Origin of the sequence: Candidatus Methanoperedens nitratireducens (genome assembly GCF_000685155.1) — an archaeon.
Taxonomy (GTDB): Archaea; Halobacteriota; Methanosarcinia; order Methanosarcinales; family Methanoperedenaceae; genus Methanoperedens; species Methanoperedens nitratireducens.
Map to the genome: position 1 here is coordinate 602,499 of NZ_JMIY01000007.1, position 20,389 is coordinate 622,887.

Here is a 20,389-nt window from a genome sequence, read left to right on the forward strand (position 1 = left end):
GGCATTTGAGGAGGGTATCACGATGGTTCCAATTTACGAGTATTTGAGAACTTGACTATATCACCCATAGATACGAGCATGACTCTCTAAAGTGGCTCTAAATTAGGGTTTAGGTGCAAAGATTGTGGGACGAAAATATTTTGTATAGACTTCTGAAAAAATAGCATAGAGAAATATAGAAAAATCGACACACTTCGACTTATCTATATAGATTGAGGCCATCAGTACTCATAGGGTTCATCACATCTCAGCAATGCTTTCTCTCATCATCGGCACATCTCAATCTCTCTGACTATTTTTTCAGCTTCTATTCGTGGATTCCTTGCATTATAAATGCTCCGCCCCACTATAACATAATCCGCACCTGCCCTGATTGCCTCTGCTGCGCTTCCACCCTGTGCACCTACGCCAGGTGAGATAATCGTTAGATCACCCACAATCCTGCGTATCTCTCTCACCCTCTCAGGGCGTGTGGCTGGCGCAACAACGCCGCAGGCGCCGGATTCGACTGCAAGGCGGGCAAGCTTCAGGGCTTCTGGCGCCATAAAATCAAGGGCACCGGGATGGCTCATCTCTGTGACCACGAGTATATCCCCGCGGTATTCCCGCCCCACTCTTACACATTCAAGAAGGCTGTCATGCCCTGTAAAACCGTGGACGATAACTGCACCTGCGCCAGCCCTGAATGCCAGATCGCATATCAACTTAGCGGTATTCGGGATATCAGCGACTTTAAAATCCGCGATCACTGGCGCAAATTCTGATATGGTATTGATTATGCCCAATCCAGCGCCGAGCACAAGCGGGTAACCTATTTTAATGGCATCAACGTAATCTGCTACATCCTTTGATATTGCTACTGCCCGGGTTCTATCTGTAACATCAAGAGCCAGAATTAGATTTTTGTTCTTGCTTATTAATTCCATTTAGTCCTCTAAGTTTTTCAATTCTTTTTAAATTCGGTGGATGAAAGAAAAAATCTAACTTTTGCTGGATTATAAGTCCCATCCTGTCCTTTATGCTATAATCAATCGAACTATCTTGAATAGTAACTACAGAAATAGCTTCAGCAAGAGATTTAGATGGAGATGCTTCCCTGCCTTTTATCCTGCCGTACTCACGCAGAATCATGGCCCCAATAATATCGCTTCGATATTCATCTTCATGAAGCCATTTAGATATCAAAAATAAGGCTACAAAAAAAGGAAATATATACCAGACATATTTATTTTGTACAGCTAACACTATACTTGATATTAAAAATATTATTGTTACTAAACTTAATATTAAAACTGATATTATCGTTACTAATGATACCTGTGGCAAAATATAATGACCATATTCATGCCCTATAAATAACACCACAGCATCATCATTTACTTTATTAATATTGTCAGTATAATAAATTGTGTTTCCTGATAATTTATTTATAAAATCGTTTTTTTTGAGTTTAATATTCGAAGAGATTAAACCCGATTGAACTAACTCGTCATGTATTCGATGAACATTATCCCGGTCGTTCTCGCTCATTATTATCGCCACTTCGCACTTTTCGCCGCAGCCACGATTATCGGTAACGTGATCGTGGCATCCGAATACACTGTAACCGAGCGCGCCTTCTCACCTATCTTTCCCCATGATCTGGCCTCATCCAGTGTGGCACCTGATAATCCCCCGGTCTCAGGCCTGTCCATTGTGAGCTGGATCGCATAATCAAAGGACTTTGGCGTGATAAGCATGGATTGAAGGATAAAGTTCTTGGGTACTCCGCCGCCGACTATCAATACACCGGCCCGTTTTGCCTCATAGCATCGGTCTATTAGCCCATTCATATCAGCGAAGACATCCACATTTAACTGCTCTGTCTGTTTGTATAACCATGCCTGCAGACCGATTATCGAATCCTGGATCGCCGGGCAGTACACCGGGACGTGCATATCATATGCGCTTTTTAATATCGATCCATCGTCATCGAGTTTTGAGCCTATATATGAGAGCAACTCACTGATCGAGAGCCGATCCGGAAGGTTGCTGAACATGGGCCTAAGCTTCTCCTCAAGTTTTACAAAATGTTCCTCAGGAAGGAACACATCGTAGATGCGGTTAATGGCATGATGTTTTAGCTCTATATCATCGGTTGCATCAGTTCCCCTGTAGTGGTGAAGCCTCATTGATTCAATGATATCATGGACAAGATTCGCCCCTGTTGTAACAAGTATATCGATCTCTCTATCCCTTATAAGGTCGCTTACGATCTGCCTCATTCCCGCGGGCACCATTGCACCTGCAAGGCCGAAGAACCTGGTGCATTCCCTGTCGCTTTGCATCTCCCTGTATATATCTACAGCCTCATACAGTCGTCCTGCCCCGAATGCACAGCCAGAGAGAGAATCTACAAGCTGGCCTGCGGTCATGTCGTGTGTTATCTTTGCATGTCTTATGGGTCGCTCTAGTTTTTCCATTTTCTATTATCTGAAACATTTTACGCAGGATAAAATAATATCCTTTTCGTTTGTCAGTTGTATTGCGAGTTCAATCCCGCAGGATAGGTTATCAGCATAATAAATACTCTTAACATTATCCTGAACAAAAGGTAGCATTCTCTCACCCACCAGGACCAGAGCCCGGAGCTCGCTTTGATGCCTGTCAATAAAATCCGCAACTCCGCCAGGGTCAAGCCCTTCGCATACCTGCTGTGCTTCTTCTCCCAGTACCATGACGATCCGCCCGCCCTCTGGCTTTGAATATAACAGCGCCTTCTCTGCTGTATGGATATCCATGCCTGAGTTTGAGTTATCTATGAGCACTCTCCCCTGCAGGGATGTTTTTCTCATACGTCCCTCTGCGCCTCTAAATTCCCGTATTGAGCGATCGATGGCATCATCATCTATGTCCATTGCCAGGGCCACGGCAGTTGCACACACAAACGCTGTCTTATACGAATCTATATCATAACCAGGATTTTCAGGGATATGTATCCTGCCCTGTCTTTTCCCAAGATAGTATGCGATTACTCCACCTTTACTGCTTATGTCCTCATAGTAGACATTACACGAAGCATTAACAGTATCAGTAAATGAGATTATATTGATATCCCTTCTGCACGCCCCAAATAACCTCAGCGCATCATAATTTACCACCAGGGAGCTTCCTGTTTTTGCATTGAGTATCATCTGACGCTTTGCTTCGCTGGCCATCCGTGTGTTATTCGCAATGGGATAATCATTGGCAACCGTGGTTATGACACCGATATTGGCAAAACCAGTTCCTCCCAGTGATATCTCAAATATAACAACCTCTGGCTCGATACCTGCTTCCAGGACTGCATCAAGTGCCGACAACGTGCTGGCAGGGGTTATACTCAATCCCTTTTTGATTATCCTTCCAGTACTCCAGTCCTTCACACCCTGGCTTGTATGTGAGATTACTTTTTTCTCCCGTGATAACATCTCTGCTAACAGAATAGATGTACTTGTTTTCGCTTTCGTGCCCGTGATCTCAATTATGGTTTTATCTCTCAGGTCGTAATTCGACTGCGGAGCACTGCTGAAGGCAGATAGGATCTGCCCTGCTGCGGCGTGGTGCGATAGAACGGGTATATTCTTATTAACCGCATCTCTGAGCATCGGATAATCAGGATCAAGGTGCACGGGGGCAATCAATACATCAAAATCATCCACATTCAGGGGTGACTGTGCGGTCGTGATACCCTCATTTTCTAACTCATCCAGTACCTCAGTAATGGTATTATATACATCAATAGCTGTTACCGATCTTACTAACTTTTTTAACTTCCTGGATAGAACTATGCCACCATGGGTTAGATCAAGTACTGCTACTCTGGATGAACTGTTTATATACATCAATCTGCCAGAAGGGCTTCCTTTGCCCTTCTGAACGCCAGATCAGCAATCAATTCATCAGTTCCAAGCGGCTCAGAATAGATCAGCGTTACATCCCTGCCGTCGATTTTTATCGTGGTCCTTCTTGTCTCCCTGCTGATACCCAGGATCTGCGGTATATCCTCCATCGTGTGAACGCCGTGTGCCAGGAAAATGGGGACGGCTACTATTGTAGAGACTCCTGTACCCTGGAAGGCATCAAGACCTTCCTTCATTGTTGGACTGTTCATATTCATAAAGCCGGTTCTGACCACAACATTACTGTACTTCTTAGCAATTAACTCTGCAACTCCTGTGACCACATCTTTATTATGCGGATGTTTGCTTCCATGTCCAAGTGCAAGTATTCCGATTTTCTCGCTCATAATCATAAAAACCTCTTTTAACCATTACAATTGCTGGGCTTTCTATAGCCGATACCACTTATAACCCTTTTGATACTCTGGGCCCTGTATAATTATATCTCCTTCGTCCCCCGAAACGCACTTTTTACAACCATCACACCTGTCTCAACATGGAATTCAAGTGTTCTTCCGTAATTTCCCCCTGTGTCGCTGGCCAGGACAGGGATTTTCATCTCATTAAGTTTTCGCATAACAGCTTCCACGTTTTTCTCTCCGATATTCATGCCATCCCTGAAGCTGAACATGCTTGCTCCGCCCGCTATTTTAGATTTTATCCTGTTCCTTGAACACCCTTTTTGAAGCATGATCTTTACTGCCGTCTCTATGGCAGAGTCAGCAAATTTTAGCGGATTTTCCTTATATTTGGATCTCTCTATACTTGGAAGAACCACATGGGCGAGGGCACCAATTTTTGCCACCGGATCATGGAATGAGATACCCACACAGGAGCCCAGACCTATAGTTACAAGCACGGCCGGATTATGAACTACAGCGAGCTCTGCTACTCCTACAATTATCTGCCTCATTATACCACTGCTCTATCTTCCCAGTAGCCTGTTTATTGCATCCAGCATTATTGAAAGAGACATGGAGTCTGTGAATATAAGGACAGCTCCATCTATTTTCTCTGAACTTATTTTGAACTCTGTTTTCAGGAGCAGTACATAATTAACCTGATGCATCATCAGGCCAATTATCTGATTTACTATTGCATCCGACATATCATATACCTGGAAAGGAATCGAAAGCCCTATCGATATCCCCAGAAAATTTGAGAGAGCAGAAATGTATGTTCCGTTCATTATATTGCTCATCTCATTAAGGACAGACTCTTCCATTTCATCAAAAGCATCTGTTTCTCCTGCGCTACCAAGCATCAGTTTTATCATATGCTTTGCGCTCTCCTTTGATAGCAGGAGCAGAAGAAAACCGCGCTCATCACCATTTAGCTCCTGTATTATCCCCACTACAGGGTTTTGATTTTTTACCAGTTGAGGTAATTGAAGCAGCGGTACCAGTTTTAGATATGGCAGAGATATATTCACAGGCTGATTCATCATCTTAGAAAGAGACGTGGAAGCTTGCCCCATCCCTATGTTGCCAACCTCTTTCAGTGCATCGTATTGAAAATCTGTAAGCGTTTTTATTTCATCCATTGTATTACCTCTCTTTTTGATATATCCTTTCCCTTATATCAACGGCTTTGAATAATCGACATGCCTGACCTGTCAATGTCTCTGTTTTTCCCATCACGAAATAGCCTCCCTCATTTAGAGCATTATAGAAATCCAGATAAAGTTTCCCCTGCAGTTTCTGTTCGAAATATATTGTAACATTTCTGCAAAAGATTATATCGAACCCATACAATACCGGGCCAGATATCATATCATGGTACCTGAATCTTACCAGGCTTCTGATCTCATCGGTTACCTGGTAGCTGTCGTCATCTTTCTTAATAAAAAACCGTCCAAGCCTATCTTTACCGGTCTTCTCAAGCTGCTTTAACTGATATATTCCGTTCTCTCCCTTTTTAAGGGAATCCTCATCTATATCAGTGCCAAGGATAGAGATATTATATCTTCTTGCTGATGCGCCCAGGAATTCAAGAAGCATGATCGCTATTGAGTACGGTTCTTCCCCGTTTGAGCAGCCTGCACTCCATACCCTTATGGATCTGTTATCTACTTTTGCTTTGATCATCACAGGAAGCGCAATTCTGCTGAATGCTTCGTATGTTTCAGGGTTCCTGAATAATTCTGTGACATTAACAGTTAATGTTTCTTTTAATTTCTGTAATTCTGCATTATTATTTAAAAGGATCTCCGCGTACTCATTATAGGATTTTGATCCATTTGCCCTCAACCTGACTGCAAGCCTTCGTTTCAGATGAGCCTGCTTATATTCATCGCAGTTAAAACCTGTTTTTTTCTTTATAATAGCTTTTAAACCTGCGAACTCTTTTTCATCTTCATGCAGTGGGAAAGTGTCTGGAAGATTCATAGCAGTGTCCCTACATCAAGTATCAACGCCACGTTTCCATCACCAAGTATGGTCGCACCAGCAAATCCCTTGATACCCTTAAGAATTCGGTTGTCAAGTTTCTTTATTATGACCTCCTGCTGGCCTATAACCTGGTCTACTACGATCCCCACATTGCTGCCCCCGCGCTCAACTACCACCACGATCATATCATCTGAACCATTGCTATTGATACCGAACAGGGTATGAAGTCTGATGATCGGCAAAACCTCGCCCATTGTTAATACAACTTCCTCGCCTTTTATCGTTCTTATCATGTCTTTCTTAATAGCAAGGTCCCTTACAACATTGGTAATAGGTATCGCATAGGTCTCTTTGCCAACCTTGATCATCAGGGAGCGGATGATCGCCACTGTTAGAGGCAGCTTAAGGACGATTTTAGTACCTTCACCCATTCTGGATTCAAGCTTTATCGAGCCACCAAGGGCTTCCATTTTTGTTCTCACCACATCCATTCCAACTCCGCGTCCTGATATATCGGTTACTCTCTCTGCGGTACTGAATCCTGGCATGAAAGAGAGGTTTAGTGCATCTGAATCTGTAAGTCTGGACGCCTCTTCCTGGGTCATCAGTCCTTTAGTTACTGCTGCTCTCCTGAGCCTCCCAGGATCCATCCCCCTGCCATCGTCATCTGCCTCTATAATAACATAATTTTTTTCACGTCTTGCGGTTAATTTGATCCTGCCCCTGAGATTTTTACCAGATTTTTCTCTCTCCAGAGGGGATTCTATCCCGTGATCCACGCAGTTTCTGAGCAGATGGACAAGGGGATCGCCTACCTCATCAAGTACAGTACGATCAAGCTCAATATCACCACCCCCCATAATTAGTTCAACCTCTTTCCCCTCCTTTTTAGCAAGGTCCCTTACCATCCTTGGGAATCGGTTGAATATCTGTTCAATAGGCACCATCCTGGTTGCTATGATCTCTTCCTGCAGGTCGTTTGTCAGGCGGTTCAGGCTTGCAAGTGTATCTTCAAGGTAATCTAATTTATGATCGGCTGCAAGCTGCATCAGGCGTATTTTGTTTATAACCAGCTCACCGACAAGGTTCATCAACGAATCAAGGCGCTCAATCCCGACCCTCACGCTCTGTACATTTTTTATTGCACTTCTTGCGGTATCATTGCTATAGTTTCTATCATCTTCTATTTTTTTGGTCTGTATCTCATCAGTACCCATGGGTTTTATGTCTACTTTTGAGATCTCCAGTGTAGCTTTTACAATATCCTCCAGTTTTTTTGAATCTTCTTTTGTTGAAACTGTTGCACTGAATACCCTATCGAATTTTCCATCATCAATATCTTTAAGCGTCGGGCTTGTCTCAATAATTTCCCCGAGCTCGGAAAGGTTCCTCAGGATAACTGCAGATCGCGCGGATTTGAGTATGCATGATTCATGAAGTGTGATGGTTATGTTGAAGACATTGCATTCTTTCTCTGACATTCCCGCAGTTCTATCAGCATCATGATGCTCTAGAGCGACGTACTGTTCTTCATCAGGTAATTCTACCCCGGCTTTTAAAAACTGTGTAATCCTCTCAAGCAGTGAAGAAATATCATATCGAGAAGAATCCTCAGGCATTTCCACCATTTTTTCCAGGGTATCGACTATCTCAAACAGGACATCGATTGCGGGTGGGCCAAGTGTCATTTCATTCTTACGTACCCTGTCCATGAGGTTTTCCATATTATGGGTCAATTCTGCAATACTGGAGTAACCCATTGTCGCCGACATGCCCTTCAGGGTATGGGCTGCCCTGAACATCACATTGATTGTCTCACTGTTGTCAGGATCTTTTTCAAGGCTTAGAAGTGCATCATTCATTGATTGGAGATGTTCTGCTGCTTCGACAGCATACATCTCTTTATACTCGGAAATATCGTTCATGAATATCCTCTAAGCAGTTTGCATAATACCTTCTGCTATTTTGTTGATGGGCAGGATGTAATCCGCCAGTTCCTGTTCTATTACTGCCTTGGGCATGCCGTAGATCACACAGGTAGACTCATCCTCAGCGATTACCTTGCCGCCTGCCGATTTGAGGTTCCTGATACCAATATATCCATCAGAGCCCATACCTGTAAGTATCACGCCAAGCGCTCTCTGTCCGTATATAGGGATAACAGAGTTGAGAAGAACATCCACAGAGGGCCTTACACCCTGGACACGCTCCCCCTTTGTCAGTGCGATTACTTCTCTTGTCTCTCGGTTAATTTTCTGCTGTTTTATGATCATGTGGTAATCTCCAGGTGCTATAAGCACAGTACCAGGCTCCACGATATCCCCGTCTACAGCTTCCCTTACTTTGATCCTGGACTGGGAATTCAAACGATCTGCCAGGGATCTGGTGAATCCCGAAGGCATATGCTGTACAACAAGGACTGGCGCATCAAATGTGGGCGGAAGCAGGGGTATGACCTGTTGAAGTGCCCTTGGCCCGCCTGTAGAAGAACCTATTATGACGATTTTCTTTGGTTTTGCTCTTTTGAGATGTACTGATTTTTCTTTTTTATTACCTTTGATCTTTCTTCTATCCTGCTCTTCTATGAAACCAAGCTTCTGGATCGAAACGCTGGCAGCAGCTTTTACTTTTTTAATCAGTTCATCTTTTACATTATCTATATCACGGCTTATCTCTCCTGATGGCTTGAGTATAAAATCCACCGCACCATAATTGAATGCCGTAATAGTAACATCCGCAGAACCGGCAGCGCTGAGAACAATAACCGGCGTTGGACATTCACTCATTATATAACCAAGCGCCTGCAGCCCATCAAGAACTGGCATCTCTATATCCATGGTAACAACATCAGGTTTCAGTCTGGTTACCTTTTCGATAGCATCATGTCCGTTTTTTGCTCTTGCGATTACCTCTATATCAGGACATGATGCCAGAATATCACCTATGACCTTGCGCATAAACGCTGAATCATCCACTACAAGTACTCTAATCACGGGCATCTAGCAGACCTGATTACAGATTCTTTGAAACAACTTCCAGCACTTTTGCAGCATCGAACGGTTTAATAATAAAATCCCGAGCCCCGATTTTAATTGCGTCATTCACGACCGTCTGCTGGCCTATTGAACTGCACATCACCACCCTGGCATTTTTATCAAACGTGATTATTTGTTTCAGGCACTCAATTCCATCCACATTAGGCATTACTATATCCAGTAGCACAAGATTCGGTTTATGTTCTTTGTACTTGGATACGCCGTCAGATCCGTCAACTGCTTCTACTAACTCATTACCTGTAGATGCAAGGATTTTCTTCAGCATCATTCTCATGAATGCCGCATCATCTATGATTAATATCTTACCAGGCATTTTTCCTCCATTCTATTAAAATAATTCAATAGTGTATACCATTCTCTGCAGGCTATTTTATACCACATATGTATAAACAGAGGTGTGATACTTGTGTGAATCCCTAGATAATCCCTAAAAGTGGGCCCATTGCACGCATCGTGAACTCGGCAGATAAAGCAGAGACCCATACAAACCCCACAAAATGAGTATAGGTATTAAAATGATGGCCCCCATCAACCACTCTGATCAGCATTGCTGACATTAACGAATGACCGGCCATCATAATCATTAATATATTGGTCAGCAGATCAATATCCATATTGACGACAGTAGCGATGGAGATACCAATATCGAGACTGGGAACGACAATATTTGAAAAAAGATTCGACAGCATAGAAATTATGGAAAGTGCAAGAAACATCGTAGCAGCTATACCTGCAGTTAACCCGTAGAGTACACCAATAAGGCTTGCTGCGCTGCTATATCTTAATTTCCGCACTGAAAGGATACGCATAAAATTTTTGCTGATAATATCACCGATAACATCAGGCTTTCCACCTACTGTTGTCCCTTCCACAAACATTGTTGCAAACCGCTCAATCAGATTACTTCCTGTACCTGCAGCAAAATGTTCCCAGGCTCGAGTTGTATTGAGCCTGATTTTTAGCCGTTTGTATAGATTTGCTATATTTTTTGAAAGTGGCCCGAAATCATGTGGAACAAGCTCTTTTAATGATTCAATTATAAGGCCGCTCCTGGCGCCTGATGAACCTCCCAGTGAACGGATGAAAGCACCGAAATTATCATCAAATCGTTTGATTTTGTTCTCTTCATTCCGTGCTATTATCCCTGTGAGCAGCAGTGGTGTTAAAGAAACTGCAAACATGATCGTTGTTGGAAGGATTGGATAAGCGATCAGGATGCCTGTTAGAATGATACAGAGCATTAAAGAGATAGGCATCGACCATTTAATCCTTCTATCAGCCGTGGTCTCAATTTCAAGTGTATGCCAGATCCTGTCAGTAGGTACTTTTGTTTTTGCATACATTAATATAATAAGTTCAGTACCCAGGAAGATCGCTACAGCACCGGCAACCAGCAATTTAGCATCCATGCCTGTAATTATAGGCATTATAATAGCGAATGCTACTATAAAGATAAGGGACATGCTCATGGAAATGAACATCTCTTTTATCATGTCAATGGAATTTAGTGAGTCCTTATACATGGTCATGAAATCATTCATGACAACTGTCTGTTCTGATATCACAAAATCTTCAAAATCTTCACCTGCCTGCGTAGCATGAGCCATCCTGTCCAGAAAATCTGAGAACAATACCGAAGGTGTTCGCTTTGCAATAAAGCGGCAGGCTACAGGGAAACTTATATGCCAGTAGCGGATAAGCGCATATATTCTCCCCGTTTCCCTGGCCAGATAACCATATGCCTCGGTCTTTGATAGCAGGTGCAGGATATCCACTCTTGTCATCTGAGAGGTAGCAAGAACCCCCATGTGTGTAATATAATAGTGAATATTATTATCAATTTCTTTCTTTTTCCCTTCCAGGCTTGATATCGGGTACAGGACAACAATGGTTAACAGCGCAAAAGGGACCAGCAGCATTGCAATTAACATATACCCGTATAGGATCGACGGAACCAGAATTAGCATTAATAAAGGGAAGAGAATTGATATTGCAAATACCGGGATCACGTACTTTTTAATGTAATTCTTCTTTGATATCCCGAGGCAGTGAAATAAGACTTTTGAGTCCGGCATTATACCTCAAACGGTATACCTTCAAGGCCTTTAGCCTGGTAACCCCAGATAATGTCCCGGACCTTATAGTAATCCAGGATATTTTCCTCTACCATCCGGCTGAGGATCTTTGCACGCAGTGATAATTCATCATATATCATGCGCTTATCACTATGCCCGAGCCTGATAGCTACCCTATCCAGAATAAAGCTGTTATTCATACCCCTGAAGCGATGCCTGTCAGTTGTAAAATCCCATTCGAAGACTGCACGGGTTATTACTCCCCCGGCCTCTTCCAGGTAGCCTTCTATCTCTTCAACAGAAGTGCACCGCCGTAAAAATTTCCCTTTCCTGTATATCGCCTGAAGAATCAGAGCAGCATTCAGGTTATCCACAAACGTGGCAGGGATGTTAATCGGCTCACCTGTCAGGCGCTGGATAAGTTTTTTAACAGAAGAGGCATGAAACGTGGCCAGTACAGCATGCCCTGTCTGCATGGCCTGGAATGCAACAGCACCTTCTTCACCCCGGATCTCACCTACTATAATATAATTAGGTCTTGACCGCAGCGCCACCTTAAGCAGGGTAAATGTATCAACCTGAGATTCTTTCGGGCCGTCCTCGCGTGTGATCAACTGCTGCCATGCGGCCTGTGGGGGGGCCACTTCTGCTGTGTTTTCCACAGAGTACATCTTTGCTTTGCGGCTTATGAAAGGTAATGCTGCATTAAGCATTGTTGTCTTACCGCTTGCCGTCTCACCGCTGAAGAAAATGCTCATCTGGTTCTCAAGTAAAAGCCAGATATAAGAAGCCATATTCGCATCGATACTGCCCCATTTGATAAGCTGCGGGATACTCGCAGGTATCTCCATGAACTTTCTTAATGTGAAACTTGATCCTTTTCGGCTCACATCAGTACTGTAAATAGCATTGATTCTTGTACCATCGGGCAGGGTACCATCGATGATCGGACGGGCATCGCTTACAGGCCTACCAATACGCTCGCCCATGGAGTGAAGCCAGTGGCTTAAATTCTCCTGGGTACCGAAGGTTAAACTGGTAGTAAGCATCCCGAGGATCTTATGTACAATATATATGCCGTTTACTCCTATACTGTGAATATCCTCAAGGTATGGATCCCTTATCACAGCCTCAATCGGTCCCTGCCCGATAATATCCCTGTCCAGATAATAGGATATCTTATCATATTCCTCATGTGATAGAGGAACAGGTCTCTCACCCAGCAGTTTATCCATGAATCCTGTGTGTGCAGTTTTTCCTTCGATCTGCACAGAATCATTTAAAAGTGCTACCATAAGTTTTCTCAACTGTTCCTCGTTCTCAGGAACGATCTCATCCGCTGCTTTTTCAAGGATAGAGTCCATGATCTGGTTATATTTTTTCTGTTCTTCTGTCGATAATACCGGTTCAACCGCAATATAACGGATTTCCCTGGTTGACTTATCCCCTTTTATATGGATAAATACAGGATCACCTACAGGATAAATAATAGACGGCACAGGAATATCGACAATGTCTCGTGATAGTTTCGTGACGAAATCAGGTGTGATCCCGCTCTCTTTCTTATAGTTCTCAATATACTCCCTCAGATGCGGATTTCTCGAAACTGCCTCTTCAAATTTGTCATCCATGACTCATCCCTTCACGAGACTCCGGATATATCGATCATCACACCGGCCCTGGCCTCGACCTTGAAACCAAACATGCTCCCGACCTGGTACTCAGGACGAGCGTATTTATTTATTACTGCCGTTCTGCGAATATCAGTCCCTATCTGTCGGATCTTCAGTGTGATGAGTACCTCTGCAGCATCTTTGAACTCGGTACTTATGCCTGGGGGCAGCTCGGTACTGTCCATGGTAAGGACGATAGTCTTTTGCATACCTGTCAATTTTTTGAAAAACGAGATAAGCTGCAGGCTTTTTTCAGCTTCAGTGCTGTAGCGTATAAGTGCTGAGAGTGTATCTACTATAATCAGATCTTTCTCAAAGAGTCCTGCTGCGCCCATAAGCCGCTTGATGAAATCGATCCTTGGTTTGGATTCCTTAAGAAGGGGATAGGCAGGGATATAAAGAAGTTCTCCTTTTAGCAGCTTAAGTCCTATTGGATAATCCATTGAATTCATCTGGCGGATAAAATTTTTTGTGGTCAGTTGTGTTGAGATATATGTAACTGTGTTCTTGTTATCCAGGAGACCAAAGGTAAACCTCTGGCCTAAGGCGCTCTTCCCGCTACCGCTCGGGCCATCGATCACCACCAGTGAGCCTTTAGGAAAGCCTCCGCCAAGCATCTGGTTTATTTCATCCCTGTCAAGTGCGAATGAATATACTGACATAGTTCACTTTCTGAAATTAAAACTATCTTCGATGCCATTCCCTGTTATCACTCTTATGTTATGGCTGCCGGATGCAAGTGTGACCGTAGCATTTATCATCAGAACATCACCTGTCCGCCACATAACACCACCGCCTATTATTGTTTTATCGAGATTGGCATCGGATACAACGACACCGTTGATAAGGATAGTAATATAATCTGTCAAGAGGTCCTCTTTTCCCGTGTTTTTAACATAAAAGGTATAATAGTTGCCAGAATAGGGGATATTCTCAGGGTCATTTATAATGGTGATATCTGTCTTCAACTGCTCTGATAATGTTTTACTGCCTGCATTTGCTGCTGACGTGAGGGACTGGATGTTCAAGAAGATCGCGCCTGTTACGCTCAGGGCGATAACCACAGACGTTATAAAAAATATAATGTGAGTTGCAGATGTATCAGCGCCCATTTAACATCACCTATGTAACAGCGTAATCTGCCGCTCCATTCTCGGTTACTATTTTTACCCTGCCGCCGGTTACTCCATTGATCGTCACATTGATGAAGTTCCTGGGAGACCAGACACCCTGTCTTGATACTGTAAAGGATGTTATGAATGTTCCGTTATGAATAACATTCAGCCTGCTTGAATTAAGGGTTACTGACCCGTTATTATAGACTGTGACACTCAGGTCACTGCCTGTATTTTCTGTATCTGTGATCACTATTTTCGTGTTCAGTTTCTCATACCGCAGCTCATTTGAGTCTTTCTCAGCCTCCAGTGCCATTCTGTATGATCGTTCAACGAGAGGGTAATATATTGTCGCCATGTACAGCAGAGATGCAGCAAAAATGACCACAGCAGCAGAGGTTGAGAAGCCCATGGTTCCCTCCGATGCTATGGGTATAGCTGAACGTACTTGTAAACACCGTAAGAATTGGGTGTGGTTATCTCAAGGTTTATTGCCTGTCCGAGTTCCTGGTTCAGGGATAACCAGAAGGTTTTTCTGGTAGGCAGAGTGATCGGCGATAATGCAGATGAGTTTACCGTTAGTTCTATCAGGTCACCGCTGTTGAGTACAGGTGCCTCGGGTTTGAATGATTCATCTTCATCCCTCACTGCTGTTGCAGAATATACACTAGTTGATCCGTTGCCTACTGTATCGTATTTCAGGTCATATCTGTAGTCTTTGTCCATCACAGTCAATATTACCTGTCTCAGATCAATCGATGTGGTGCCTACATCTGGCTTGATCCTGATTATCAGACTCTGGATTTCATTTGTAGGATCATCCGAACCACCAGGATCCGTTCTGTTCCCCAGCACCTTCTCAACGATAATATTGGATGATATCTGCTGTGTTGCCTCTTTGCTCGTCTTCGTTGCTTTCTGCTGAAGTGCCCCGGTCGTATAGATCAGCACCGTTGCTGCGACAGCAGCCACAAGCACCATTGAGATGAATATGATAAGTGTGCCTACACCGACATCACCGCTGCTGTTATTGAGGAACTTCCTGTTTGCTTTCATACTCTTATCCTTCTTAAAAAGAAAGAGAAAAATTCCCCTTTCTCAGGGGAACAACTGTATCATGGTCTTTGTTCCAAAGGTTGCAGGGGCTACTATATCCTTGAGTACTGGCGTACCGGTCTCAGGTATGATCGTGATCGTACCCTTCTTGCGCACTTCCAACGCCTGTCCGGTTGCATTCAGGTCTATTGTAATAACTCCAAGGTCTCCTGGCTGCAGGACTTTATCATTAATGCCTGATACATATCTCTCTTCCGAGTAGGAAAAGGCTGTCGTGCTGGCGGTACCGCTGTGATTCAATGTTCTTGAGGTTGTTTCATTTACGTACCTTACAATGATCTTATCCATGTCGATATCGGTTCCACCTGCTGACAGCGATACTGTCACATTCAAAATTTCAATATTCCCTGTAGAGTTCAAATTACCGACAACTGAATCGATCTTTATATTCGAAGATACTTCCGCCGTCGCTTCTTTACCTGTTGTCTGTGCTTTCTGCTGCAGGACACCCGATGTCTGGATCAATACTGCTGCCGCCACCGCTGCGACAAGTACCATCGCAATGAAGATAATCAGCGTTCCAATGCCGACATCTGCTTTATTATTCCTTATTATATTGGCTTTCATAACGCCTCCTTTTTATTTCTACCAATTTATGAAATTACGGTGGCGTTATACGCCAGTCCGTACTTCTGATCATAATGAGAATAATACCTGGATATAAATAGAGTTGTGAAAAACGTGTGAATATTCAGGACAAAGAGATCAGGCTATTAAACAACCTCTTCTGAATTCCTCCAGTTCGTTATGAGCCCTGTCGATCTTCAGCCTGAGGTCATCAAGCAGCAGCCTGCTATGAGAGTCGTTCTTGAGCTTTCTATCAGGGTAGAGCTGCCGCATCAGGATGAATAGTTTCCTGTCGCTAATGCCCTGTCTAAGTAACAGGATATTTTTCTCTAAAACAGATAGATCCTCATCTTTAGAAATATTCATCGTCTCCAGGCATTTATCAAGAAGAGGCGGGATCTCAAGGGCATCCCTCACCGCCATATGCAGGCAATCTATAGTAACAGGTTTCACCAGATAGTCAGAGACCATGGATAACCGTGAAAAATCATCCATGCAGGGAGGCTTTGCAGTAATTATAACTACAGGCATACCGGGCTTAAGCTCTTTTATTTTTTTAATTAATTCCCATCCATCCATATCCGATAGCTCTATATCCAGCAGTATCATATCCGGCATATCCCGCTTCATTGTTATCAGGCAGTCTCTCCCTGTATGTGCTATATTGAACCTGTACTTTTCTATGTCTATCAACAGCATCTCTGCAAACAGATCTGCTATCTCAGGTTCACTATTGACTATCAGCACATAGTTCGATTTTTTTGGGATCATATGCTTTATACATAAATATCACACAAATATAAAGATGAGTGGGATTAGTTATCACAAATATCCATCGTTTAGTGAGATAACTATCCCGTGTCAGGAAAATGTAAAAATTATCTTCCGGGGCCATGTGATAAAGAAGACCCCACACGCGGATGAATCTATGTTCTCACAAGGATTATATCATTTTGACTATGTAATTTATCCTCTTTGTTATCACAAAAATGCGTATATATTGATTGCATAGCCTCTTCATGGCTGGATGCAGATGAAAGCTGTATACAGACCGATGAGGGATATATCATCAACCTGTTTATTTTTTGCGGATTTTTATTATTTGCCATGTACATTGCTATTAGAGCTGCATTGAAGTTGTTGATTTCCGGATCCATACCTGTTATTTGAATTGAGATCTGTCCATTACTGCTGTTAATTGATACCATGACAGGCCAGTTAAGTATCGATAGCCCTTCATTGATCATTTTGCTCAAACTGCTGATATCGTAGATATTAACATCATTGTGTTGCGCAAAGATCTGAATCGCTTCACTTGATGGCGGAAGACTGCATCTACTGTTACTTAACATCCACTTAAACATTGTCAGAGGAATCGTAACTCCAAATATGCGGTTTCGTATCTGTTCACTGATCTGGTTTTTCTCTTTCAAAAGATCTTTAGCTGTTTCCAGGCTCCCCATGTGCTCGGTCACAAAGCCTGTGAAATCTATTATATCCCTCATCGCTGCAGAGAGATTGCCTTGATGTTTTTTAAGCAACGGCTCAAGCAGTTTTAGATGTGCATCACTTATAGATACATTCTTTCTTAGCATTTTTACACCTTTCTATACTGACTATGAGGCAGTCTAATAACAATCATTTAACTTGATTATCCTATGATAATCACTATTATAGTGATATAACTAATGCTATTTAATATTTTCTAATTAAGGATATATATTATGAAAGCAGAAAAAAAGCTTAGAAGACAAAAATAACAGCTGTAATTATTAAGAACTGACAGGCGTAACCTGCAATACCATAATTAAAAATCGTTTACAACCGGGCTGATCAACTGCTCATCATTATTATATATTATAGGGCTTATTATTATCAAATTCTCAGAGTACCGGGATTTATATTTAGTACCATTGGAATTAAGTACATTCAATAAGATCTTTCCAATGGCATCTATAGCGCGTGCATCTGTATAACCATGATATATCTTCAGGGTATTCTCATCTATATCGATCCTCTCCACAATACCCATATACTCGTATACGGACTTCATAGTCGAGATAAGGATTCCCGATGGGATATCTCTGATAGGAACCTTATGTATGGCCTCGATTGAGGCTGTTAGGTAACCTGGAGCTTCTTTTCCCATTAACAATTCATTATAGTAATTTTTTGGAATTGTTACCATATTATAATTTGTTTGCTTATACAGATTAACGATACACTTCCAAAATTCCTGCTTTTTTGAAATCTCAGAGGCAACATCCTCCATCTCTCCAAAATAGTCAACAAGCGATTGTCTTGCTAGATTAGTATTCCCCTGTTTTTTGAAATTGATCGTAATTGTATTGGATATCCTTTTTAATGAAACAATCTCTAGCTTTTTCTGAGCAACCAGGAAAGAAGAGGTCATCCCGCCAAGAAATTCCGTTTTATAGACATTATTACCTGTAAGGGTTACCTTTACATATGACGGATTCACTTCATTATCATAATCGTATATTCTTATCTTCGTCTGCCAGCTCGTCCCGCCTGTCATTTCATTTAAATATTTTTCAAGATCAGGAAGCAGTACTATCTTTACAGGATCCAGAATACTATTGAGAATCTCCTGATCTATAAGCCTGCCATGGGTCTGTCTGATGAACCAGTATAAAACGGCTTCAATGAGGTTATTATCTGATTTTAATCCATCTATAAATCCGGTTGCTGCATCCGGGTCTTTAACTATAGCGTCTACAAGGTCTATTATCTCACGTATAGCAGCGCTAAAATTCCCATTATGCTTTAAGACAAGCGGCTCCAATTTTTTCAGATGCTCTGTTTCCAGAGATATATTTTTTCTAACAGACATATACTCGTCCTCTCTAATAGACCATTCTCTTAGAGCTAAAATATCGTATGGTTTACCTGAATATAAACAGAGTTGTGAGAAGTGTGTGAAGGATGAAGCAAGGTTTTATTATATAGGAACAAACTATATTACTGGATGGTATCCAGAAGTATAACTATCCTGAGTTTTTTGCTGCCCATAGCCGTGGTATTAGGTACCAGTCTTTCAATATTGTTCTATAAATATTTCTCATTGACGTTATTATTTCTTTTTGCAGGTGGTGGACTGATTTTCTGTGTATATATTATAATACTTAGATCAGACAGACATAGATATGCAGGGTAGGTTATAAGCCTGCTACAAGCTTGAGCCTGGAGCCGCAGTAAGGACACAACATCCATCCAGGCTCTATCTTTTTTTTACAGAATGAACAGGCCTTAGGAACATCCACCTTTTTAATCAGCACATTACCACAGTGTGAACAATTATTCCATTTTGGGTCAATATAATTCTGGCATTTTTCACACAGCTTGTAGGTTGCAACCCACTTCTGTCCTTTCAAGTCAACACCACATTTAGTACAGAACCTGTACGATACCACCAGCCGCTCACCGCAGGAGGTGCATACAGGTACATCGTGCATTAATGTGGGATTGAGCTTCTTCTTAAGGTTCTCAAGGCATACACCCGCCTCGCGCTTAACCATCTCCTCAGGGTCTTTCTCTACCAGGAACTCTATTATCCTTACAAGGCTCTTGGTGAATTCTGGGATCTCTATATCCATTTTTGCAAAATCCACCTTATCAGTATTTATCGATGACGATATATATTTCAGGGTCATGAAACGGGTCGCAACTATCTTGCTCTCCAGCTTCTCAAGCATGTGCCTCCGTTCCTCTTCTGATAGCATCTTGCCCATATTATTCCGTTATCTCCTCTATCGATATGGATAAAAGCATTGCGAATACAGAGTATAAGATGAGGATTATAGATAACAGGGCCTCAAAAATGGGCTGTAAGCCTTCAAAAAAAACATTTCCCATAGTACCGACTGCCCTTATTATGCCCAGCATTATGAACAGGCCCGTCATGCTGATGAAGTATTGCCACATCATGTCCATTGTCTTTAAACCTTTTAACTCCCTTGATATACCTACAAGCAAATTAAAGGATAGAACACTGCATATTATTACTACCATTGACGCTATGGTATTCAGGATTATAGAGAATAGATCACTCATCCGATCTCTCCTCGCTGAATACGGTCCACGGCCTGTCTCTCATCGCTTTTATGATCTTTTCCAGTCCAAAGAGCAGTATTAAGAATGCAACGACTACTATTACCGGGTCAAGCACCTTTATGATAACATGGATGTTATCGATAATCTCTATTGAATCCAGGTTACCCCTGGTCTGTAGCGTAGTAACCATAATGCCAAAAGCCATAATAGCATTCCATAATGCCAGCATTATCATTGAAACAGAGATGTACCTCCAGCTCTCTGAGCCTCCCTGTCCTCTTCGCCACAGGACTGCTGCCAGATACGTAGACCCGCACATAGCAAGCAGGAAAGATATCAATTGTACTACTGTACCGCTTGTATCTATTCCGCCTAAGTATTGCATACTATTGTCCGATTGTAG

Annotated in this window: 24 protein-coding genes; all 24 read right to left on the reverse strand. The window is 42.4% G+C overall.

The features are described 5' to 3' along the window. Positions 1-266: 266 nt before the first annotated feature. The 24 genes from pyrF to ANME2D_RS15155 all read right to left on the reverse strand — a co-directional run bounded on the left by pyrF (position 267) and on the right by ANME2D_RS15155 (position 20,371). Entirely contained in the window at positions 267-917 is a 651-nt protein-coding gene (gene pyrF / locus ANME2D_RS15040) for an orotidine-5'-phosphate decarboxylase (protein ID WP_048093787.1), read from the reverse strand. Further along, positions 883-1,530, reverse strand: coding sequence for a M48 family metalloprotease (locus ANME2D_RS15045; protein WP_048093322.1), 648 nt, complete (start codon positions 1,528-1,530; stop codon positions 883-885). The genes pyrF and ANME2D_RS15045 overlap by 35 nt, the downstream gene beginning before the upstream one ends. Before the next feature lie 2 nt (positions 1,531-1,532). Further along, the gene (locus ANME2D_RS15050) at positions 1,533-2,462 is read right to left on the reverse strand and encodes a deoxyhypusine synthase (RefSeq protein WP_048093324.1); all 930 of its coding nucleotides are present in this window, start codon (positions 2,460-2,462) and stop codon (positions 1,533-1,535) included. Positions 2,463-2,468: 6 nt separating this feature from the next. Next, the gene (cfbE, locus tag ANME2D_RS15055; protein WP_048093326.1) at positions 2,469-3,863 is read right to left on the reverse strand and encodes a coenzyme F430 synthase; all 1,395 of its coding nucleotides are present in this window, start codon (positions 3,861-3,863) and stop codon (positions 2,469-2,471) included. After that, positions 3,863-4,267, reverse strand: coding sequence for a sirohydrochlorin nickelochelatase (cfbA, locus tag ANME2D_RS15060; protein WP_048093789.1), 405 nt, complete (start codon positions 4,265-4,267; stop codon positions 3,863-3,865). Before cfbA ends, cfbE begins: the two co-directional genes overlap by 1 nt. Before the next feature lie 92 nt (positions 4,268-4,359). After that, positions 4,360-4,833, reverse strand: a complete 474-nt coding sequence (locus tag ANME2D_RS15065) for a chemotaxis protein CheD (RefSeq protein ID WP_048093328.1) — start codon at positions 4,831-4,833, stop codon at positions 4,360-4,362. Positions 4,834-4,845: 12 nt separating this feature from the next. Further along, complete coding sequence (locus ANME2D_RS15070; protein ID WP_048093330.1) at positions 4,846-5,463, reverse strand: chemotaxis protein CheC; 618 nt, start codon at positions 5,461-5,463, stop codon at positions 4,846-4,848. 4 nt (positions 5,464-5,467) lie between these two features. After that, positions 5,468-6,307 (reverse strand): CheR family methyltransferase, encoded by an 840-nt coding sequence (locus ANME2D_RS15075; protein WP_048093332.1) that lies wholly within the window; start codon positions 6,305-6,307, stop codon positions 5,468-5,470. Beyond that, on the reverse strand, positions 6,304-8,235 hold the full coding sequence (locus tag ANME2D_RS15080; RefSeq protein WP_048093334.1) for a chemotaxis protein CheA: 1,932 nt from the start codon (positions 8,233-8,235) through the stop codon (positions 6,304-6,306). Before ANME2D_RS15080 ends, ANME2D_RS15075 begins: the two co-directional genes overlap by 4 nt. Before the next feature lie 9 nt (positions 8,236-8,244). Next, complete coding sequence (locus tag ANME2D_RS15085; RefSeq protein WP_048093336.1) at positions 8,245-9,309, reverse strand: protein-glutamate methylesterase/protein-glutamine glutaminase; 1,065 nt, start codon at positions 9,307-9,309, stop codon at positions 8,245-8,247. A gap of 13 nt (positions 9,310-9,322) precedes the next feature. Further along, positions 9,323-9,679 (reverse strand): response regulator, encoded by a 357-nt coding sequence (locus ANME2D_RS15090; RefSeq protein ID WP_048093338.1) that lies wholly within the window; start codon positions 9,677-9,679, stop codon positions 9,323-9,325. 103 nt (positions 9,680-9,782) lie between these two features. After that, positions 9,783-11,441 (reverse strand): archaellar assembly protein FlaJ, encoded by a 1,659-nt coding sequence (flaJ, locus tag ANME2D_RS15095; protein WP_048093340.1) that lies wholly within the window; start codon positions 11,439-11,441, stop codon positions 9,783-9,785. Further along, positions 11,441-13,072 (reverse strand): type II/IV secretion system ATPase subunit, encoded by a 1,632-nt coding sequence (locus ANME2D_RS15100; protein WP_048093342.1) that lies wholly within the window; start codon positions 13,070-13,072, stop codon positions 11,441-11,443. The genes flaJ and ANME2D_RS15100 overlap by 1 nt, the downstream gene beginning before the upstream one ends. 11 nt (positions 13,073-13,083) lie before the next feature. Beyond that, positions 13,084-13,776 (reverse strand): ATPase domain-containing protein, encoded by a 693-nt coding sequence (locus ANME2D_RS15105; protein ID WP_048093343.1) that lies wholly within the window; start codon positions 13,774-13,776, stop codon positions 13,084-13,086. A 3-nt stretch (positions 13,777-13,779) separates the two neighbouring features. Next, the gene (locus tag ANME2D_RS15110) at positions 13,780-14,226 is read right to left on the reverse strand and encodes a hypothetical protein (protein WP_048093345.1); all 447 of its coding nucleotides are present in this window, start codon (positions 14,224-14,226) and stop codon (positions 13,780-13,782) included. Positions 14,227-14,236: 10 nt separating this feature from the next. Further along, entirely contained in the window at positions 14,237-14,641 is a 405-nt protein-coding gene (locus tag ANME2D_RS15115; RefSeq protein WP_048093353.1) for a hypothetical protein, read from the reverse strand. A 14-nt stretch (positions 14,642-14,655) separates the two neighbouring features. After that, the gene (locus ANME2D_RS15120; RefSeq protein WP_052368971.1) at positions 14,656-15,285 is read right to left on the reverse strand and encodes a hypothetical protein; all 630 of its coding nucleotides are present in this window, start codon (positions 15,283-15,285) and stop codon (positions 14,656-14,658) included. Positions 15,286-15,327: 42 nt separating this feature from the next. Then, positions 15,328-15,912: an archaellin/type IV pilin N-terminal domain-containing protein gene (locus ANME2D_RS17140; RefSeq protein WP_052368972.1), complete on the reverse strand. Its 585-nt coding sequence runs from the start codon at positions 15,910-15,912 to the stop codon at positions 15,328-15,330. Between the two features lie 138 nt (positions 15,913-16,050). Continuing rightward, positions 16,051-16,683 carry a response regulator gene (locus ANME2D_RS15130; protein WP_048093355.1) on the reverse strand — a complete coding sequence of 211 codons (633 nt, stop codon included), beginning with the start codon at positions 16,681-16,683 and terminating at the stop codon, positions 16,051-16,053. A 155-nt stretch (positions 16,684-16,838) separates the two neighbouring features. Continuing rightward, positions 16,839-17,507, reverse strand: a complete 669-nt coding sequence (locus ANME2D_RS15135) for a hypothetical protein (protein ID WP_048093357.1) — start codon at positions 17,505-17,507, stop codon at positions 16,839-16,841. A 212-nt stretch (positions 17,508-17,719) separates the two neighbouring features. After that, complete coding sequence (locus tag ANME2D_RS15140; RefSeq protein ID WP_048093359.1) at positions 17,720-18,766, reverse strand: hypothetical protein; 1,047 nt, start codon at positions 18,764-18,766, stop codon at positions 17,720-17,722. A 325-nt stretch (positions 18,767-19,091) separates the two neighbouring features. Beyond that, a complete protein-coding gene (locus tag ANME2D_RS15145) occupies positions 19,092-19,664 on the reverse strand; it encodes a zinc ribbon domain-containing protein (protein ID WP_048093360.1) in 573 nt (190 codons plus the stop codon). Between the two features lies 1 nt (position 19,665). After that, entirely contained in the window at positions 19,666-19,986 is a 321-nt protein-coding gene (locus ANME2D_RS15150) for a hypothetical protein (protein WP_048093363.1), read from the reverse strand. Continuing rightward, a complete protein-coding gene (locus ANME2D_RS15155) occupies positions 19,979-20,371 on the reverse strand; it encodes a hypothetical protein (RefSeq protein WP_048093365.1) in 393 nt (130 codons plus the stop codon). The genes ANME2D_RS15150 and ANME2D_RS15155 overlap by 8 nt, the downstream gene beginning before the upstream one ends. Between the last annotated feature and the right edge of the window lie 18 nt (positions 20,372-20,389).

Coding starts and splice junctions, on each gene's coding strand:
- ANME2D_RS15045 (WP_048093322.1), bottom strand. CDS start 1,530: ATGAGCGAGAACGACCGGGATAATGTTCATCGAATACATGACGAGTTA.
- ANME2D_RS15050 (WP_048093324.1), bottom strand. CDS start 2,462: ATGGAAAAACTAGAGCGACCCATAAGACATGCAAAGATAACACACGAC.
- cfbE (WP_048093326.1), bottom strand. CDS start 3,863: ATGTATATAAACAGTTCATCCAGAGTAGCAGTACTTGATCTAACCCAT.
- cfbA (WP_048093789.1), bottom strand. CDS start 4,267: ATGAGCGAGAAAATCGGAATACTTGCACTTGGACATGGAAGCAAACAT.
- ANME2D_RS15065 (WP_048093328.1), bottom strand. CDS start 4,833: ATGAGGCAGATAATTGTAGGAGTAGCAGAGCTCGCTGTAGTTCATAAT.
- ANME2D_RS15070 (WP_048093330.1), bottom strand. CDS start 5,463: ATGGATGAAATAAAAACGCTTACAGATTTTCAATACGATGCACTGAAA.
- ANME2D_RS15075 (WP_048093332.1), bottom strand. CDS start 6,307: ATGAATCTTCCAGACACTTTCCCACTGCATGAAGATGAAAAAGAGTTC.
- ANME2D_RS15080 (WP_048093334.1), bottom strand. CDS start 8,235: ATGAACGATATTTCCGAGTATAAAGAGATGTATGCTGTCGAAGCAGCA.
- ANME2D_RS15085 (WP_048093336.1), bottom strand. CDS start 9,309: ATGCCCGTGATTAGAGTACTTGTAGTGGATGATTCAGCGTTTATGCGC.
- ANME2D_RS15090 (WP_048093338.1), bottom strand. CDS start 9,679: ATGCCTGGTAAGATATTAATCATAGATGATGCGGCATTCATGAGAATG.
- flaJ (WP_048093340.1), bottom strand. CDS start 11,441: ATGCCGGACTCAAAAGTCTTATTTCACTGCCTCGGGATATCAAAGAAG.
- ANME2D_RS15100 (WP_048093342.1), bottom strand. CDS start 13,072: ATGGATGACAAATTTGAAGAGGCAGTTTCGAGAAATCCGCATCTGAGG.
- ANME2D_RS15105 (WP_048093343.1), bottom strand. CDS start 13,776: ATGTCAGTATATTCATTCGCACTTGACAGGGATGAAATAAACCAGATG.
- ANME2D_RS15110 (WP_048093345.1), bottom strand. CDS start 14,226: ATGGGCGCTGATACATCTGCAACTCACATTATATTTTTTATAACGTCT.
- ANME2D_RS15115 (WP_048093353.1), bottom strand. CDS start 14,641: ATGGGCTTCTCAACCTCTGCTGCTGTGGTCATTTTTGCTGCATCTCTG.
- ANME2D_RS15120 (WP_052368971.1), bottom strand. CDS start 15,285: ATGAAAGCAAACAGGAAGTTCCTCAATAACAGCAGCGGTGATGTCGGT.
- ANME2D_RS17140 (WP_052368972.1), bottom strand. CDS start 15,912: ATGAAAGCCAATATAATAAGGAATAATAAAGCAGATGTCGGCATTGGA.
- ANME2D_RS15130 (WP_048093355.1), bottom strand. CDS start 16,683: ATGATCCCAAAAAAATCGAACTATGTGCTGATAGTCAATAGTGAACCT.
- ANME2D_RS15135 (WP_048093357.1), bottom strand. CDS start 17,507: ATGCTAAGAAAGAATGTATCTATAAGTGATGCACATCTAAAACTGCTT.
- ANME2D_RS15140 (WP_048093359.1), bottom strand. CDS start 18,766: ATGTCTGTTAGAAAAAATATATCTCTGGAAACAGAGCATCTGAAAAAA.
- ANME2D_RS15145 (WP_048093360.1), bottom strand. CDS start 19,664: ATGGGCAAGATGCTATCAGAAGAGGAACGGAGGCACATGCTTGAGAAG.
- ANME2D_RS15150 (WP_048093363.1), bottom strand. CDS start 19,986: ATGAGTGATCTATTCTCTATAATCCTGAATACCATAGCGTCAATGGTA.
- ANME2D_RS15155 (WP_048093365.1), bottom strand. CDS start 20,371: ATGCAATACTTAGGCGGAATAGATACAAGCGGTACAGTAGTACAATTG.